Raw genomic sequence first — 18,013 nt, 5'->3', positions numbered from 1 at the left:
CACCTCATGCAAACGGGGGCTGACCCCTTCATCTTTTTGGAAAATACTCCCGTCGGAGGCAAGGCCAGCCTTAGCTGGCCTTTTTCATTCCCATAACCCGCGCCCGCGCGCGCGGATCGCTGTCGAACAGGGCGGCCAACTGCTCCGTCATCGCGCCCGCCAGTTGCTCGACATCCGTAATCGTCACCGCCCGATCGTAATACCGGGTCACATCATGGCCGATCCCGATCGCCAGCAACTCGACTATCTTGCGCTTTTCCACCATCGCGATCACGTCGCGCAGGTGTTTTTCCAGATAGTTCGCCGGGTTGACGCTGAGTGTTGAATCATCGACCGGAGCGCCATCCGAAATCACCATCAGAATCTTGCGCTGCTCGCGCCGGGCCAGCATCCGGCGATGCGCCCATTCCAGCGCCTCACCATCAATGTTTTCCTTCAGCAGACCTTCCTTCATCATCAGGCCCAGATTGGGCCGCGCTCGCCTCCAGGGCGCATCCGCGCCCTTATAGATGATGTGCCGCAGATCGTTCAGTCGCCCGGGTTGCTGCGGGCGGCCATCGTTCAGCCACGCCTCACGCGCCTGACCGCCTTTCCAGGCGCGGGTGGTGAAGCCCAGAATCTCGACCTTCACGTTGCAGCGTTCCAGCGTGCGGGCCAGAACGTCGGCACAGATGGCCGCAATGGAAATCGGGCGGCCGCGCATGGACCCCGAGTTGTCCAACAGCAGCGTGACGACCGTATCCCGGAATTCGGTATCCTTCTCGACCTTGAAGCTCAGCGGCGTCGTGGGGTTCGCCACCACCCGCGCCAGACGGCCTGCGTCCAGTATCCCTTCCTCACGGTCGAACTCCCAGGATCGGTTCTGCTGCGCCTGCAACCGGCGCTGCAGCTTGTTGGCCAGACGGCTGACGGCCCCCTTCAGGGGCTCCAGCTGCTGATCCAGATAGGCCCGCAACCGTTCCAGCTCCGCCGGTTCTGCCAGATCCTCAGCGGCAATCTCTTCGTCATAGCTGTTCAGATAGACCTTATAATCCGGGTCGGCCTCGGACGCGGGCGGCGGGGCGGGCGGCTCCAGCGGAGCCTCACCTTCAGGCATCTCAGCCTCATCGCCCAGTTCATCCTCGGCCATCTCATCCATCGAGACCTGGGCCTGGGACTGGTCCTGCTGTTCTTCCTGCGTCTGCTCGGGCGTTGCGTCCGGATCCTGCTCGTCCTGTTCATCCTGTCCGGTGCTGTCGGGATCGGGCTGTTCCTCGGCATCGTCTTCGGTCTGATCTTCCTGGTCCTCGTCCAGTTCATCCGGGTCGTCGCCCAACTGGTCGCCGTATCCCAGATCCTTGATCACCTGACGGGTGAATTTGGCGAACTCCGCCTGATCCGACAGGATGTCCTGCAGGTTTTCCAGCGTGCCCCCGGCCTGTTCCTCGATGAACCCGCGCCACAGGTTCATGACATTCGCCGCCGCCGGTGGCAGATCGCGCCCGGTGGCCAGATGGCGGATCAGATAGCCCGCCGCCACCGACAGCGGGGCCTCGGCAGGCTGTTTGCACTGATCATAGCCGCGCCGGATCGCCTCATGCCCGATCTTGACGTCGATGTTCGACGCCGTTCCCGGCATATCCCGCGCGCCCATCGCTTCGCACCGGGCCACTTCCATGGCCTCATACAGGTCGCGCGCTATATCGCCCGGCGGCGCATAACGCGCATGGGTCGCGTCATCATGATACTTGCGCTGCAAGGCCAGAGCGTCCGCCGTGCCGCGGGCCAGCAAAACCTCTTCCCGCGTCATCCGGCGGCTGACCTGCGGCAAGCGCATCGACTCGCCCGTCATGCCCGACGGATCGACCGTGTAGGTGACGTTCAGTTCGGGATCGTCGGCCATGACCTTGGTGGCCTCGGCCAGCGCCTTCTTGAACGGATCGGCGGGGTTGTCGTTGGGTTTACTCATTGATGTACACCTGCCCTTGCAAGAAATTTGCACGGAGATTGCGATTTGCAGATCGCGTTACAAGATTACCGCGCTTGACCAAGGTTGCGAAGTCTACTTTATCTCTAAGGCCTGTCTGCATGGGTAAAATCCTCAGTTTGTCTGCCCTCTCAAAGGCACACCCATGCTATTTGTTGGGAAAGGTACATCTGAGACCCTCCAATCTGATAGCGTATTTCTCAGTTTGATCATCGCAGTTTTTGCTCGGTGGTTTGACGACTTGCAGCCAAGGCTCATCGTCAATCATCTCGAGTCTCTCTATGTAGAATACTTGCCCGAATTCGGTAATTGCGCTCGATATCCGGCCGCTTTCAGGTTCTCTGATCTCGAGCGGGCCGGTCGCAACTTTCTCGCAAATAGCAAATATGTCGTAGCCAAGCTCTATTAGCTTATTGTGAGAATACACATACCTTTCAATACACGGAAAACGCACTTCAGAGATAGCAGCCTCGGTTGTGAGTGCATAAAGCGTCAGCAAAATTGGGATTTTGCCGGCACTGCGCATCACCCCAAACTCGCAGACGCCGCGCTTTCCGGCAATTCCTCATCAAAGCAACGCTGATAGAACTCGGCCACCGTCTGGCGCTCCAACTCATCGCATTTGTTCAGGAAGGACAGGCGGAACGCATAGCCTACATTGCGGAAAATCTCGGCATTTTGCGCCCAGTTGATCACGGTCCGCGGGCTCATCACCGTACTCAGATCGCCGTTCATGAAGGCGGTTCGGGTCAGGTCGGCCACGGTCACCATCTGGCTGACTGTCTTGCGGCCCTTCTCGGTGTTGTAATGGGGCGCTTTCGAAAGAACGATCATGGTCTCGGCATCGTGGCTGAGGTAGTTCAGGGTCGAGACCAGCGACCAGCGGTCCATCTGTGCCTGGTTGATCTGTTGGGTGCCGTGATAGAGGCCCGTGGTATCGCCAAGACCCACAGTATTCGCGGTGGCGAACAGGCGGAAGTTGGGGTTGGGCGTGATGATCTCATTCTGGTCCAGCAGGGTCAGCTTGCCGTCATGCTCCAGCACCCGCTGGATCACGAACATCACATCTGCGCGGCCCGCGTCGTATTCGTCGAACACGATGGCGACGGGGTTGCGCAGCGCCCAGGGCAGGATGCCTTCGTGGAACTCGGTCACCTGCTTGCCATCGCGCAGCTTGATCGCATCCTTGCCGATCAGGTCGATCCGGCTGATATGGCTGTCCAGGTTAACACGCACGGCGGGCCAGTTCAGACGCGCGGCGACCTGTTCGATATGGGTCGACTTGCCGGTGCCGTGATAGCCCTGGATCATCACCCGGCGGTTATGGGCAAAGCCTGCCAGAATCGCCAGCGTGGTTTCCGGGTCGAATTTGTAGGTCGGATCGACGACGGGCACGCGGTCGCTGCGGTCGGCGAAGCCCTTGACCGCCATGTCGCTGTCAATGCCGAACACCTCACGGACCGAGATATCTTCGGTGGGTTTCGCGTTGATATCGATCGATCCGTCAGCCATGCGCCTTGTCCTTATCCTTTGGCCCGAATTGCCGGGTTTGAACCTGTGTGTGGTGCAACATATTGCAGGCAAGGGCAAGGGAAAGCCGCCCGTGTCGAGACGTCGGCGGATGTTTCTTTGAAACTGGCCTTATCGGTACCTTAGCTCTTGCTGTCTTAGCCGTTTCCGGGCGGCTCGAACCGCAGCCTGACCAGGAAAGGTTCCGGCCGGGCCGAACGGAGCATCTGAAAGACCCGAATTTCAAGATGCCCAGGCAAATCGCCGAGGAACTGCCGGTCGTTGCGCGCGTCATAGTAGCCGGGAACCGTAATCGAGACATTCCGGCCGCTGGCAAGCTCGATGCTCATGTTCTGGCCGCGCGGGAACGACAGGTTGTAGCAGATGAACCCCTCGGGCGGGGCATCTCCGGGGATGTCGCCGATGGTGAATGTGCTGTCCAGATCCAGACGCAGACATCCCTGGGCCTGGCTTTGGTGGGGCGCAATGCAGAGTAGCCCCAACAGGATCAATGGAATGAGACGCATATCCCTCGCCTTTCTTAAATGCAGCAACGCAAGAACAAGACCGCAAAGGTCGATCAAATGACATGCCTAGAATAGCGGATTGGGTGGAAAAAATCACCCAAAAGCCCCCTTGCAGTGAAACTGCGGGGGTGCGCCTGTTTCAGATCGGACGCCCGTGTCGGTCAGAGCGCCCGGCCAAAGTTATTTGAAGTTCCGGCTGTCCTTGATCTGATCCCAGGCCCAGACAACCTCTTGCAACTGCTCTTCCTGAGACCGGTCGCCGCCGTTCATGTCCGGGTGCAGGACCTTGATCAGCTTTTTGTAGGCCTTGCGCACCTCGGCCTTGGTCCAGCTGTCATTGGCTTCCAGAATCTCAATCGCGCGGCGTTCGGTGGGGGGCAGGCGGCGGCCGCCACCGCCCGAGGTCCGGCCCTTGTTCTGCGTACTGTTTGCGCCCAGCACCTGATGCGGGTCTTCGATGCCCAGACGAGCCCAGGCGCGGGCTTCGGGGTCGCCCATCGGCTTGGTTTCGCGTTCCCACACCTTGTCCTTGGACCGTTGCGCGTTCAGTTCAGCCTCGGTCGTGCCGTCGAAAAAGTTCCATTTCTGGTTATATTCGCGCACGTGTTGCTGGCAGAACCAGAAGAAATCATCCAGCACGTCCGGTGCCTTGGGCGCGCGGAACTTGCCCGGTTCTTCGCAGCCTTCGTGGTCACAGATCCGGACCGAGGTTTCAGACGCACCCGACATGCCCCTGCGCCCACGCGGGTTTTTCTTTTTGGCGCTGGAAACGGACATATCGAATCCAAAGGGGTCTGACTTGGCCATATACTGATCCTCACGAACGTGTCTTTTCGACTCGGAGGCAGCAGTTTAATCTAAGCAGCCGAAAGTAGAAGAGGGGGGCGGCAAAAATTTTGCCGCTGAGCAGAAAAATGACCGTGACCGACGAAATCCGCGAACGCCTGCAGGCCGCCTTTGATCCGCGCGAGCTGGAGGTGATCGATGACAGCGAAAGCCATCGCGGTCATGCGGGGTATCAGGACGGCGGCCAGAGCCATTTCAACGTGCGCATCCGCGCCGCCGCGTTCGAGGGCCAGTCCCGCGTCGCCCGCCACAGGGCCGTTCACAAGGCACTGGGCGATATCGTGCCGCGCATTCACGCCTTGGCACTGGATATCGGAACCTGACAGGGGACGGAACAGCCCCTGTCAGAATCCGATCCGGTTAACCTGCATCCATCTGCGCCGACGGGGTAGAATTAGAAATCTCGCGTTCTTCTTCCGTCATGTCTTCCTCGATCCCTTCGAACAGCGGGGTCGACAGGTACCGCTCGCCGGTGTCAGGCAGCATGACCAGCATGACCGAGCCTTGCGGCGCGTCTTCGGCCACTTTCATCGCCACAGCAAAGGTCGATCCGCCTGAAATTCCGGTGAAGATGCCTTCTTCCGCGGCCAGACGGCGGGACCATTCGATGCCTTCGGGGCCGGGAACGGGGATCATCTCGTCATAGTAAGAATTATCGATCGCCTCTTGCAGCACCCATGGAATAAAGTCCGGTGTCCAGCCCTGAATCGGGTGCGGCTCGAAATTGGGGTGACTCTCGGTCGGTTGATGCGCGCCGTTGCGGGTGTTGGTGTAACCCGACGACACGATGGCGGCATTGGAGGGTTCGGTCAGAATGATCTTGGTCTCGGGACGTTCTTTTCGAAGCGCCCGAGACACGCCGGAAATCGTTCCGCCGGTGCCATAGCCGGTGACCCAATAGTCGAGCTTACCGCCGTCGAAATCGGCAAGAATTTCCCGCGCGGTGGTGGTTTCGTGAATATCCGCATTGGCGGCTGTTTCGAACTGGCTGGCAAGGAACCAGCCATTCTGTTCGGCCAGTTCCTTGGCCTTGGTGTACATGCCAAAACCCTTTTGCGCCCGTGGGGTCAGCACAACCTTCGCGCCCAGAAAACGCATCAGTTTGCGGCGTTCGACGGAAAAACTGTCGGCCATGGTCACGACCAGCGGATAGCCCTTGGCGGCGCAAACCATCGCAAGGCCGATCCCGGTGTTGCCCGAGGTCGCCTCGACCACGGTTTGTCCGGGTTTCAGTGACCCGTCCCGTTCCGCCGCTTCGATGATATTCAGCGCCAGCCGGTCCTTGACCGACCCTGCGGGGTTAAACGCCTCGAACTTCACATAGACCGTCACGTGATCCGGAGCGATCCGGCCAACGCGGATACAGGGCGTATCGCCGACGGTGTCCAGAATGCTGTCATACAGGCGCTTGCGCCCGTGGGTCTGCCGTATTGCCATCTCAAAGCCCCCTTTTGTTGCATCGTTAACATGCCACAGCGGGGGTGAAATTGATAAGACTCTTTGGCGCGGTCGCGCGCGGGGCAGTGCCGCTTAAGGCTTTTCGGGCTCTTCCGGATTGCCTTCAGGTGTTTTCAGCGTCAGCGGCGGGTCCTTCGCCTCTTCCGCAATCGGCTCGGGGGCCTGTACCGTTTCGGGCCCCGGCACCGGCTGAGCCAGCGGCACGCCCTCGGGCGTTTCCGTGGGCGATGGCGTGGGAATGACAGCCTGTTCAACCGCACGCCGGAACACCAGCACATTGCGCCAGTTCGTGGTCGATCCGGTCAGGCCCGAGCGTTCCTCGCTGGGCAGCAGCTCGGCCCGCTGATATTCCCAGCCGTCCTGTCCCATCTGGTTCAGCACCTGCTCGACCGAGGCGGCGAACCGGCCCTCGGCGGTTTTGACACCCTTGGCCTTGACCCCTTTCTGCGGGGCGGGGACGACCTTGTATTCGTAGCGCTGCATCAACTGATCCTTAGTGCCTGTTGCCGCCAACTTATCAGGTTGATCCCGGCGGGAAAGAGACCTTGCCCCACCGGCACATTTCATCACTTGGCCTGCGCCGCTTTGGCCACAACCGACAGGCACAGCTCGGTCGCCTGTGCCATGTCCTGTACCGAGATCCATTCCAGCGGCCCGTGAATGCACTGCATGCCGGTGAACAGGTTGGGGCAGGGCGTGCCGAACTCGGTCAGGCGCGAGCCATCGGTGCCGCCGCGGATCGGGACGGAAAGCGGCTCGATCCCCAGCTCGCGGCAGGCGTCGCGGGCCAGATCGACCGGGGTCATGTCCTTTTCCAGCCAGTAGCGCATGTTGCGGTACTGGTGGTTGATGTCGCAGGTGATCTGCGCGCGCGGTTCGGTAGCCTGCACCGCATCGCAGACCTGACGCACGATGTTGCGCTGTGCCTCCAGCCCGTCCATCTCGAAGTCGCGCAGGATCAGCTTGATCTCCATCTCCGAGGAACCGCCGCTCAGGTCGGTGATGTGGATGAACCCTTCGCGCCCGTCTGTGGTTTCGGGCGTCATGGTGGCCTGAGGCAGCGTCTGCACGATCTTCGCCGCCAGATGCGCCGCGTTCACCATCTTGTCTTTCGCCAGCCCCGGGTGGATCGACACACCCTTGACCCGGATCACTGCCTGATCGGCCGAGAAGCTTTCATATTCGATCTCGCCCACCTGCTGACCGTCCAGCGTAAAGGCGAAATCCGCGCCAAGATCCTTGGGCAGTTGCTCCGTCACGCCGCGCCCGATCTCTTCATCCGGGGTGAAGGCGATTCGGATCGGGCCGTGGGGGATGTCTTTGTTTTCAAGCAGATGCCGCGCCATCGTCATGAGGATCGACACGCCCGCCTTGTCGTCCGACCCCAGCAGGGTGGTGCCGGATGCGGTGATCAGGTCGTGCCCGATCTTCTCGGCCAGATAGGGGTGTTCCTCGGGCGACAGAACCAGATCGGGATCGTCGGGGAAGGTGATATCGCCGCCGTTATATCCTTTGATCACCCGTGGTTTGACGCCTGTGGCATTGAACTGGGGCGCGGTGTCCACATGGGCCAGAAAGCCCACGGTCGGACCCTCAGCCGTGCCGGGGATGGTCGCCACGACCACGCTGTCGGCGGTCAGTTCAACATCCTGCGCGCCGATGTCGGTCAGTTCCTTTTGCAGCAGATGCAGCATATCGAACTGAATTTCGGTGCTGGGGGTCGAGGCCGAGTTTTCGTCGCTTTGGCTGTCGATGGCCGCGTAGCGCATCAGCCGGTCTTCGAGTTCCTGATCAAATCTTTTCTGCATGGCACCTTACCTCTCTGGTGCCGAAGAAAGAGCGGAAACAAAAACGGAGTCAAGCCGATGGCCTGACTCCGTTCCGTTTGGGCAGCCGGGGACTTATGATCCCAGCTTTTTGCTCACCAATTCGTTCACGGCCTTCGGGTTGGCCTTGCCGCCGGTGGCCTTCATCACCTGACCGACGAACCAACCGGCCAGTTTCGGGTTCACCTTGGCCTTTTCGACCTGTGCCGGATTGGCGGCGATGATCTCGTCCAAGGCGGCCTCGATGGCGCCGGTGTCTGTCACCTGTTTCATGCCGCGCTCTTCGACGATTTTCGTCGGGTCGCCGCCTTCGGTATAGACGATCTCGAACAGGTCCTTGGCGATCTTGCCCGAGATTGCGTCCGAAGCGATCAGGTCGATGATCCCGCCCAGTTGCGTGGGCGAGACCGGAGACTCGGTAATGTCGTGGTCTTCTTTCTTCAGGCGGCCAAACAGCTCGTTGATCACCCAGTTCGCGGCCAGTTTGCCACTGCGGCCCTTGGCGACCTCTTCGAAATAGGCGGCGCTTTCGACCTCGGCCGTCAGGACCGAGGCGTCATAGTCGGTCAGGCCGAATTCGCTGATAAACCGTGCCTTTTTGTCGTCGGGCAGTTCTGGCAGCTTGGCCGCGATGTCGTCAACCCATGCCTGTTCGATCTCCAAAGGCAGCAGGTCGGGGTCGGGGAAATACCGGTAATCATGCGCCTCTTCCTTCGACCGCATCGAGCGGGTCTCGCCCTTGTCCGGATCGTACAGGCGGGTTTCCTGATCGACCGTACCGCCGCCTTCGACGATGGCGATCTGACGGCGGGCTTCGACCTCGATCGCCTGCTGGATAAAGCGCATCGAGTTCATGTTCTTGATCTCGCAACGGGTGCCCAGATGCGAGAAGTCCTGTGTTTCCTGATATTTCTCATAAGCCCCTGGCAAGCAGATCGAGACGTTCACGTCCGCCCGCAGGTTGCCGTTCTGCATGTTGCCGTCGCAGGTGCCCAGATAACGCATGATCTGGCGCAGCTTGGCGATATAGGCGGCGGCCTCTTCCGGCCCGCGAATATCGGGGCGGCTGACGATTTCCATCAGGCAGACACCGGTGCGGTTCAGGTCGACAAAGGACATATGCGGGTCCATGTCGTGGATCGATTTGCCCGCGTCCTGTTCCATGTGGATACGCTCAATTCGCACCATGCGCGCGATGCCGTCGCCCATCTCGACCAGCACTTCGCCTTCGCCCACGATGGGGTGATACAGCTGCGAGATCTGGTAGCCCTGCGGCAGGTCGGGGTAGAAATAGTTCTTGCGGTCGAACGCCGATTTCAGGTTGATATCCGCCTTCAGGCCAAGCCCGGTGCGCACCGCCTGTTCCACGCAATATTCGTTGATCACCGGCAGCATCCCCGGCATCGCCGCGTCCACAAAGGCCACGTTCGCGTTCGGCTCGGCCCCGAATTGGGTCGATGCGCCCGAGAACAGCTTAGCATTGGATGAGACCTGAGCGTGCACCTCCATCCCGATCACCAGTTCCCAGTCGTGCTTGGCCCCGGCAATGGTTTTGACTTTGGGCATGTCGTAGGTCAGGTCGAGCATGGCGCGCCTCATATCCGCAGAAATCTAAGCCTGCGTATTAGGCGCGCCGCGCCAAAGGGGCAAGGGGGAATCAGTGCTGCGACAGGCGCAGGCCCGCAGGGGTAAAGGTCACATCCATACCGCTGTGCAGCTCGTCGCGGAACAGATCGCCAATGGCCCGCAGGGCGCAGCGATGACCACGGGCGGCAAAGCGCTCGGGCGAGTTGATGCGGAGACTGTTGTTGAACCCGTTGGCGGCATGGGCCCAGATCAGCGGGTAAAGCTCGGTCAGGTGGTCGCGGATCAGCCAGTTTGCGGCCTCGCGCATCTGGGCGCGGACCGCGTTGGCTTGCGGGCTCAGGCCGGTACCGCCTTGCATCGTGATGGCGCAATAGGCGGACAGCGTGTTGATCATCGGCTGATCGGGACGCAGCCGCACGATGTCGTGCAGGCCTTCCAGGAAGTATTCGACATCCAGCCGCGCGCAGGCGTCTTCGTCCAGCGCGATGGCATCGAATTGGACCCAGGTATAACCCCCGGCGCCCCAGATGTTCTGGGTCCGGGCCGCATTGCGCAGGGCCTGGAGTTCCAGTTCCTCATAGCTGCCGAACCAGCGCGGCAACAGATGGCTGCCCATGGCGCGCATATGGCGCTGGTTGTTCGGGTCCAGATCGATCAGACGTTCATATTCATCCCCAACACGGGCCGAGGTTTTGCGCTGACCCGCCAGCAGAGAACAGGCGGCCGCCGCGATCAGCGGGCTGTCCGGCGCAGCTTCGCGGCATTTTGGCAGGATCGCCGCCGCGCGGTCGAAATGCGCGGCGCAGCGCGAACGATGAAGCGGCGGCAGGGCGCTGTCCAGCGCGTTGCCGCGCCAGGCCCAGGCCAGATCGATATGCGACAGGGCGACAACGACGGCCAACATCGGGTCATCGGGACGGTCCGACATCTCACCTTCCAGTTCCGAGATACCGCCCAGCAGATCATAATCGGAAATCGCCTTGCCATCGGACAGGGCGTGCTCGGCGGCCATCACGACGTCCGAACGTGCACCAAAGGCCAGCAGATCGGCGATAGGCATGCCATCCGGGGCAGCCTCGCGCGCCTCATCTGCCGCGCGCATTTCCGATGACAGGTCGTCCCAGCGGTCCTGACGCGCCAGATAGCGGCCATGTTCGATGGTGGTGTGGCTCAGCAGATCACCGGATTCGGATTTTGCGACGGGAATATTGATCTGTCCCTGATCGGGCAGAGCGGCGGCCAAAGCGGCCTCGGTCGCGCAGATTTCGGGCGCGGATTTCGATGAAGATGCTGATAATCTGGCTGAAATCGCCTGGAATACCCGGAACATGGCAAAACTCGAAACTGAAAAACTGGTAACTTAGGCATGAACATTGGCCGCTATCCCCGCCCAAATCAAGTTAATTGCGGGACATTTTAGAAAAACGCGGGTCAATCCGGCCACAGTCAGGGGATCGTTTCAGAAAACAGTGAAATGATGCCGTTTGACGCGAAACCCCGCTTGCTGCAGCACATCTTCGAATACGCGGTGCGGTGGAATCGACTCGTCCGGCAGGCGAATCCGCTTTTCATTGTTCAGAACCATCGACACGCGAACCGAGAAGTCCCAGCGCGTGTCGAAGCGGAAATAATCTACGTCGCTCAGGTCGATCTGACCCTGCCGCTTGCCGGAAAACCAGCGCAGTTGCGTCTGATCCAGTTGCAGCCCCGCGCTGCTGTCCTGAAAGACGTCCCAGACCGCAGGCAGGGTGGTCAGGGCCAGCGCCCCGACGATCCACCAGGCGGCGTCAAACACGATCACCAGTGCCAGCAAGGCAGCATAGATCCCGATCAGAATGAATACCGTGCGCGAGTTCCTGTGGTGGCGCGTAAAGGTGTAGGGTGTCATGCGCCGAGGATACGGGACACCATCTCGGTCGTGTCGCGCGACAGGTTTGGTGTTTCCGCGATACGGGTCATTTGCGCGCGCATCAGGTCTTGCCGATCTGCGTCATAGCGTTTCCAGGTCTGGAAGGCCGAACACATCCGCGCCGTGGTCTGCGGGTTCACCGGGTCCAGCCGGATCAGCCAGTCTGCCAGCACCTGATAACCCGCGCCATCGGCCTGATGGAACCCGGCATGGTTCATCGCCAGCCCGCCCATCACCGCCCGGAAACGGTTGGGGTTTTTCCAGTTGAAGTCGCCGTGCCCGGTCAGACGGCGCGCAGTTTCGGGGGTCGCCTCGGGCGCGGACATCCCGACCTGCAGGCCGAACCATTTGTCCATGACAAGCCGGTCATGCTGCCATTGATCGTAGAACGCGGCCAGTTCCGCCTCGCCCTTGCGGGCGCGTAGCAGGCAGGACAGGGCGGTCAGTTGCAGGGTCATGTTGTCAGCATTGGCATAGGCCTCGGCCGCCATCGCTCCGCCATCCAGGCGCGAGGTCAGGGCCAGCGCCGCGCTGCCCAGGGCGCGCTTGCCCGATTGTTCGGCGTCGGGTGCGTAGGGGGCTTCGACCAGCGCCTCGCTATGCAGCCTTGGCAGCAGGTCCTGCATGTGCTGCGCGGTGGCTTGCCGCAAGGTCTCAACGGCGGTCCAGATCGCCATCGGGTCGGGCGTGGTGCCGCCTTCATGCAGGGCGGCGGCCAGTTCCGACTGGGTTGGAAGGCCCAGCATCAGGGCGCGATAGGCCGGGTCCAGAGTCGCGTCGCGCAGAACCGCCAGCAACCCGTCCAGATATTCGGCGTCAGGGGTGGCCTCGTCCGTGATCATGCGCAGCAGCGTGTCCTGCGCCAGCGAGCGTCCGGCCTGCCAGCGGTTGAACGGATCGCTGTCATGGGCCAGCAGGAACGCGCGCTCGGCATTCGAGGGGTTATGTTCAAGGATCACCGGGGCCGAGAATTCCCTCAGAATCGAGGGCACAGGTTTGGCCGCCAACCCGCTGAAGGTAAAGCTTTGCTGCGCCTCGGTCAGTTCCAGCACCTCGGTCCCGCGCACTTCATCCCCGTTGGGGCCCAGCAGGCCAACGGCGACCGGGATCACCTGTGGCTGCTTGTTGTCCTGACCGGGCGTGGGCTCGGTGCGCTGGTCAAGGGTCAGGGTGTAGGTGCCATCACCCCAGTCCTCGGACACCGACACACGCGGCGTGCCGGATTGGCTGTACCAGCGCTTGAACTGGCGCAGATCGCGGCCAGTTGTGTCCTCGAACACCTTGATCCAATCCTCGATGGTGCAGGCCTGCCCGTCATGACGGTCGAAATAGAGGTCCAGCGCTTTTGCATAGGCCTGATCCCCGACCAGCCGTTTCAACATGCCGATCACCTCGGCGCCTTTCTCGTAGACGGTTGCGGTGTAGAAGTTGTTGATCTCCTGAAAGCTTTCGGGCCGCACTGGATGGGACAGCGGGCCATTATCCTCGGGGAACTGCCGCGCGCGCAGGTCGATGGCGTCGTGGATACGTTTGACCGAGGCCGAGCGCAGGTCGGATGTGAACTGCGCATCGCGGAAGACCGTCAGCCCTTCTTTCAGGCAAAGCTGGAACCAGTCGCGGCAGGTGATGCGGTTGCCAGTCCAGTTGTGAAAATACTCATGCGCGATGATCGCCTCGATCCGTTCGAAATTGGCATCGGTCGAGGTTTCGGGGCTGGCCAGAACAGCGGAAGAGTTGAAGATGTTCAGCCCCTTGTTCTCCATCGCACCCATGTTGAAATCGTCCACGGCCACGATGTTGAACACGTCCAGATCGTATTCGCGGCCATAGACGTCCTCATCCCATTTCATCGACTTCTTCAGCGCCTCCATGCCAAAGGCGCATTTGCCTTCGTCACCGGGGCGGACCCAGAGGTTTAGTTCGACATCGCGCCCGGATTTGGTGGTGAACTGGCCGGGATGGGCGATCAACTCGCCCGCAACCAGCGCGAACAGGTACGCCGGTTTGGGCCATGGGTCGGTCCATTCGGCCCAGCCATCGCCCTTGCCCGAGGGGTTGCCGTTCGACAGCAGCACCGGCAGATCGCCGTTGATGCGCACGGTGAAGGTGGACATCACATCGGGACGGTCGGGGTAATAGGTGATCTTGCGGAACCCTTCGGCCTCGCACTGGGTGCAATACATGCCGTTGGACATGTAAAGACCTTCGAGCGCCGTGTTGTTGCCGGGGTCAATTTCGACCTCGGCCTCCCAGACGAAGGGGGCGTCCGGGACTGCAACGGTCAGGCCCTTTTCGGTGATCTCGGGCGTGACTGCGGCCCCGTCGATTGATGCGCGGATCAGGGTCAGGTCTTCGCCGTGCAGAAAGAAGGTGCGGTCGGTCGCCTCGGGGTTCGTGCGAAATGCGATACGCGAGGTGACGCGCGTGGCGTGGGCTGCCAGATCGAAGGTCAGATGCACGCTATCCACCAGATAGCCGAACGGCGAATAGTCTTTCAGGTAGATCGTGGTGGGGGCAGCGTCGCGCATCGGGGGCCTCGCATCGGTTGGAGTTTGGCGCGACGTTATGGGGATCGGGGCAGGGCTGCAAGCGTCAGAAGGTGCGCGACTTTGGTAATATTTTTTGACCAAATATCCGGCGGTAATGTTGCCTATCGGAAACTTTCGTCCTAACTGATGAGCGCATACAATCGCACACAAAGCGGGAGAATCGGAACATGAGCGGCAGAATAAGCCGGAACGGGCTGCAGATTGCTGAGGAACTGGCGGACTTCATCGACACGCGGGCCCTGCCCGAAACCGGTGTTTCACCCGAGGTGTTCTGGGCGGGACTGGCCCGTATGGTGGAAGAACTGGGACCGAAAAACCGCGAACTTCTGAGAAAACGTGCAGATATCCAAAGCCGAATTGATGCCTGGCACGAGGCGCGCAAAGGGCAGGCGCATGATGCCGAGGCTTATCAGACCTTTTTGCGCGAGATCGGATATCTGGTGGAAGAAGGCGAGGATTTCCAAATTGACACCTCGAATGTCGATCCCGAGATCGCGCAGGTCCCCGGACCGCAACTGGTCGTGCCGATCACCAATGCCCGGTATGCGCTGAACGCCGCCAATGCGCGTTGGGGGTCATTGTATGATAGCCTTTACGGCACCGACGCGATGGGAACGCCTGCGCCGCAAGGCGGCTACGCAAAGGGCCGCGGCGCGCGCGTTGTGGCGCGGTCACGTGTCTTTCTTGACGACGTGTTTCCGATCCATCTGACCAGTCACGCGGATGTGCGCCGCTACCATGTTCAGGACGGTCAGTTGCTGGTGGATGACCAGCCCTTGCTGCAACCCGATAAATTCGTGGGCTATCGCGGCAACCCCAAGGCGCCTGACGCGGTTCTGCTGCGCAATAATGGCCTGCATGTCGAACTTGTCTTTGACCGGGCGCATCCGATCGGTGCGCGGGATCAGGCTGGCTTGGCGGATGTGGTGATCGAAAGCGCGATGTCCGCGATCATGGATTGCGAGGATTCGGTGGCCTGCGTCGATGCCGAGGATAAGGTTCTGGCCTACTCCAACTGGCTGGGCCTGATGAAAGGCGATCTGGAATCCTCGTTCAGCAAGGGCGGCGAACCCGTGACGCGGTCGTTGAACCCGGATCGCGAATATACCGCGCCGAACGGCGACACGCTGACATTAAAGGGGCGGGCGCTGCTGTGGGTGCGCAATGTCGGCCATCTGATGACGAACCCGGCGATTCTGGATGCCGATGGCAACGAGATACCCGAAGGGCTGATGGATGCGCTGATCACCGCGATGATTGCAATGCATGACTTGCAACGCGACAGCGGCAACTCGGTTCATGGTTCGGTCTACGTGGTCAAACCCAAGATGCACGGCCCCGCCGAGGTCGCCTTTGCGGATGAGATATTCGATCAGGTCGAAGACATTCTGGGTCTGCCGCGCCATACGGTCAAATTGGGCGTCATGGACGAGGAACGCCGCACCTCGGTAAACCTGAAGGAGTGCATTCGTGCCGCCAAAAGCCGGGTGGCCTTTATCAATACCGGCTTTCTGGATCGCACCGGCGACGAAATCCACACCTCGATGGAGGCGGGGCCATTCAGCCGTAAGGACTTTATCAAGCGCAAGGGCTGGATTACGGCATATGAAAACCAGAATGTCGATATCGGTTTGGAATGTGGTCTGCAGGGCCGGGCCCAGATCGGCAAGGGTATGTGGGCCATGCCCGACCTGATGGCGGCGATGCTGGAGCAGAAGATCGAACACCCCAAATCCGGTGCCAATTGCGCATGGGTGCCCAGCCCGACAGCGGCGACCTTGCATGCGATGCACTATCACAAGGTGGATGTGCTTGCGGTTCAAAACAAACTCAAGGCTGGTGGGCGGCGCGCCTATGTCGATAGCCTGCTGGATATTCCGCTTGCCGCCTATCGCAAATGGAGCCCGGAACAAATCCAGCGCGAGGTTGAAAACAACGCGCAAGGCATTCTGGGTTATGTCGTGCGCTGGATCAATCACGGGGTCGGATGTTCAAAAGTGCCCGACATTAACAACGTAGGCCTGATGGAGGATCGCGCAACTTGCCGAATCTCGGCGCAGCATGTGGCCAACTGGCTGCATCACGGCATCGTGGACGAGGCACAGGTCATGGCCGCGATGCAAAAGATGGCCGCCGTAGTGGACCAGCAAAACGAGGGCGATGCGGATTACATGCCGATGGCCCCTGCCTTTGACGGCATCGCCTTTCAGGCGGCCTGCGATTTGGTCTTCAAGGGGCGGGTGCAGCCCTCGGGCTATACCGAGCCCGTGCTGCACGCGCGTCGGCTGGAGTTGAAAGCAAGCAATCAACCGGCGGAACACAAGGTCAGCGCGTAGCGCTGGCCCTGCCTCGATTAACCCTTCTGGAAAGAGGAACCTCTTATGACGGTGTCATTGCGCAAGGCGCGAACAATCATCCGAAAGGCCCTTGAAAAAGGGCGTGAGATGGATCTGAAACCCTTGTCCGTCGTCGTTCTGGACGCAGGCGGACATGTGATTGCGTTCGAACGCGAAGACGGCGCCGCGCCCGGTCGGTTCGCGATTGCCCAAGGTAAAGCCTATGGTTCGGTCATGCTGGGCATGGCGGGCACGGCGCAGATGCAGCGGGCCGAGGCGCAGGCCTATTTCATGGCCTGCGTGAACGGCGTTTATGGCGGTCAGGTGGTGCCGGTTCCGGGGGGCGTTTTGCTGCGCAACCGCAAGGGGGACATCATCGGCGCAGTCGGCGTGACCGGCGATACATCCGACAATGACGCAGCTGCGGCAATGAGCGGAATTGAGGCAGCCGGTTTGACGGGCGAGATTTAATCTCTGCCCGTTCAAGGCCTGAGGTTTCTGTGTGAACAGGGACCAATTCCCTGATTGCATCTGATTCTTGGGAAAATCTTCCAGAAATCAGCGATAATTAAGAACAATACGTGCGAATTCGAACATGTTCCTGCGCTATGGCGCAGGGCGTGTTCTGTTGCACGTTTCCAAGTCTGCGGATAGCTTCCTTGTTAAACAATGCAATAACAAGGAAAGCGGAATGGCTCGACCCGTCGTCGGAATTATCGGCAACTCTTACCTCATGAACGATCAGTATCCGACGCATGCGGGCGGGACGATGAATTCGGATGCGGTAGCCAATGTGTCCGGTTGCCTGCCGCTGCTGATCCCGGCTGATCCGCGTTACGTCTCGGTCGATGAGTTGCTTCAGGTCTGCGACGGTTTCCTGCTGACCGGCGGGCGGCCCAACGTGCACCCCGAGGAATACGGCGAAACCGCCACCGACGCCCATGGCGATTTCGACCGGGCGCGCGATGCGATCACGCTGCCTCTGGTCCGGGCCTGCGTGGATCGAGGGCAGCCCTTCATGGGCATTTGCCGTGGCTTTCAGGAGGTCAACGTGGCCATGGGCGGAACGCTCTATCCTGAAATCCGCGATCTTCCGGGCCGGATGAACCACCGCATGCCGCCGGACGGCACGCTGGAAGAAAAATTTGCCCTGCGCCACGTGGTGTCGCTGACCGATGGTGGCGTGTTTCACCAGTTGTTCGGCGCATCCGAGGTCATGACCAACACCCTGCATGGGCAGGGCATCAAGACCATCGGCCAGCGCATTGTGATTGACGGCCACGCGCCCGATGGCACGCCCGAGGCGATGTATATCAAGGGTGCGCCCGGCTTTACCCTGTCGGTGCAGTGGCACCCCGAATGGGACGCGATCAACGATCCGGTCTCGCGCCCGCTGTTCGAAGCGTTTGGCGAGGCTGTGCGGTCGTGGTCAGCAGGTTCCGGCGCGCGTTTTCTGCAGCAAACCGCATAGGTTAGGCACCGGCCCGGCTGCTACGCCAG

General features: G+C 60.6%; 16 protein-coding genes. 4 read left to right on the top strand and 12 right to left on the bottom strand.

The genetic code is table 11. From position 1 onward, the window contains the following. Window positions 1–70: 70 nt before the first annotated feature. The 5 genes from cobT to ACR0K1_RS09685 form a co-directional block, all read right to left on the bottom strand. Complete coding sequence (gene cobT / locus ACR0K1_RS09705; protein WP_480850334.1) at window positions 71–1,948, bottom strand: cobaltochelatase subunit CobT; 1,878 nt, start codon at window positions 1,946–1,948, stop codon at window positions 71–73. Window positions 1,949–2,114: 166 nt separating this feature from the next. Beyond that, window positions 2,115–2,492: a hypothetical protein gene (locus ACR0K1_RS09700; RefSeq protein ID WP_480850332.1), complete on the bottom strand. Its 378-nt coding sequence runs from the start codon at window positions 2,490–2,492 to the stop codon at window positions 2,115–2,117. Beyond that, complete coding sequence (gene cobS, locus ACR0K1_RS09695; RefSeq protein ID WP_480850330.1) at window positions 2,492–3,478, bottom strand: cobaltochelatase subunit CobS; 987 nt, start codon at window positions 3,476–3,478, stop codon at window positions 2,492–2,494. The genes ACR0K1_RS09700 and cobS overlap by 1 nt, the downstream gene beginning before the upstream one ends. Before the next feature lie 155 nt (window positions 3,479–3,633). Then, complete coding sequence (locus ACR0K1_RS09690; RefSeq protein WP_480850328.1) at window positions 3,634–4,002, bottom strand: hypothetical protein; 369 nt, start codon at window positions 4,000–4,002, stop codon at window positions 3,634–3,636. Window positions 4,003–4,182: 180 nt separating this feature from the next. Next, window positions 4,183–4,809, bottom strand: coding sequence for a J domain-containing protein (locus tag ACR0K1_RS09685; RefSeq protein ID WP_480613052.1), 627 nt, complete (start codon window positions 4,807–4,809; stop codon window positions 4,183–4,185). A gap of 107 nt (window positions 4,810–4,916) precedes the next feature. Between ACR0K1_RS09685 and ACR0K1_RS09680 the strand changes: the two genes are divergently transcribed. Then, on the top strand, window positions 4,917–5,171 hold the full coding sequence (locus ACR0K1_RS09680; RefSeq protein WP_480850326.1) for a BolA family protein: 255 nt from the start codon (window positions 4,917–4,919) through the stop codon (window positions 5,169–5,171). 37 nt (window positions 5,172–5,208) lie between these two features. Here the strand turns inward: ACR0K1_RS09680 and ACR0K1_RS09675 are convergent, their stop codons facing one another. The 7 genes from ACR0K1_RS09675 to pepN form a co-directional block, all read right to left on the bottom strand. Next, window positions 5,209–6,285 carry a PLP-dependent cysteine synthase family protein gene (locus ACR0K1_RS09675; protein WP_480850324.1) on the bottom strand — a complete coding sequence of 359 codons (1,077 nt, stop codon included), beginning with the start codon at window positions 6,283–6,285 and terminating at the stop codon, window positions 5,209–5,211. Window positions 6,286–6,378: 93 nt separating this feature from the next. Next, window positions 6,379–6,789, bottom strand: coding sequence for a DUF4177 domain-containing protein (locus tag ACR0K1_RS09670; protein ID WP_480850322.1), 411 nt, complete (start codon window positions 6,787–6,789; stop codon window positions 6,379–6,381). Between the two features lie 83 nt (window positions 6,790–6,872). Further along, window positions 6,873–8,114 carry a peptidase T gene (gene pepT / locus ACR0K1_RS09665; protein ID WP_480850320.1) on the bottom strand — a complete coding sequence of 414 codons (1,242 nt, stop codon included), beginning with the start codon at window positions 8,112–8,114 and terminating at the stop codon, window positions 6,873–6,875. A gap of 93 nt (window positions 8,115–8,207) precedes the next feature. After that, entirely contained in the window at window positions 8,208–9,719 is a 1,512-nt protein-coding gene (gene gatB / locus ACR0K1_RS09660; RefSeq protein WP_480850318.1) for an Asp-tRNA(Asn)/Glu-tRNA(Gln) amidotransferase subunit GatB, read from the bottom strand. 70 nt (window positions 9,720–9,789) lie between these two features. Beyond that, window positions 9,790–11,049, bottom strand: a complete 1,260-nt coding sequence (locus ACR0K1_RS09655) for a hypothetical protein (RefSeq protein WP_480850316.1) — start codon at window positions 11,047–11,049, stop codon at window positions 9,790–9,792. 129 nt (window positions 11,050–11,178) lie between these two features. Further along, window positions 11,179–11,607 carry a hypothetical protein gene (locus ACR0K1_RS09650; protein WP_480850314.1) on the bottom strand — a complete coding sequence of 143 codons (429 nt, stop codon included), beginning with the start codon at window positions 11,605–11,607 and terminating at the stop codon, window positions 11,179–11,181. After that, on the bottom strand, window positions 11,604–14,156 hold the full coding sequence (gene pepN, locus ACR0K1_RS09645) for an aminopeptidase N (RefSeq protein WP_480850312.1): 2,553 nt from the start codon (window positions 14,154–14,156) through the stop codon (window positions 11,604–11,606). The genes ACR0K1_RS09650 and pepN overlap by 4 nt, the downstream gene beginning before the upstream one ends. A gap of 188 nt (window positions 14,157–14,344) precedes the next feature. On the opposite strand from pepN, the gene ACR0K1_RS09640 reads away from it, so the two are divergent. From ACR0K1_RS09640 to ACR0K1_RS09630, 3 genes are all read left to right on the top strand, one after another. Continuing rightward, complete coding sequence (locus ACR0K1_RS09640) at window positions 14,345–16,513, top strand: malate synthase G (protein ID WP_480850310.1); 2,169 nt, start codon at window positions 14,345–14,347, stop codon at window positions 16,511–16,513. Between the two features lie 45 nt (window positions 16,514–16,558). Next, a complete protein-coding gene (locus ACR0K1_RS09635) occupies window positions 16,559–16,984 on the top strand; it encodes a GlcG/HbpS family heme-binding protein (RefSeq protein WP_480613071.1) in 426 nt (141 codons plus the stop codon). A gap of 220 nt (window positions 16,985–17,204) precedes the next feature. Further along, complete coding sequence (locus ACR0K1_RS09630) at window positions 17,205–17,984, top strand: gamma-glutamyl-gamma-aminobutyrate hydrolase family protein (RefSeq protein WP_480850308.1); 780 nt, start codon at window positions 17,205–17,207, stop codon at window positions 17,982–17,984. Window positions 17,985–18,013 lie beyond the last annotated feature (29 nt).

It is taken from the genome of Ruegeria sp. F5 (assembly GCF_056533845.1).
Note: the sequence above shows the minus strand (reverse complement) of the source record. Positions and strands in the feature narration are given on the sequence as shown.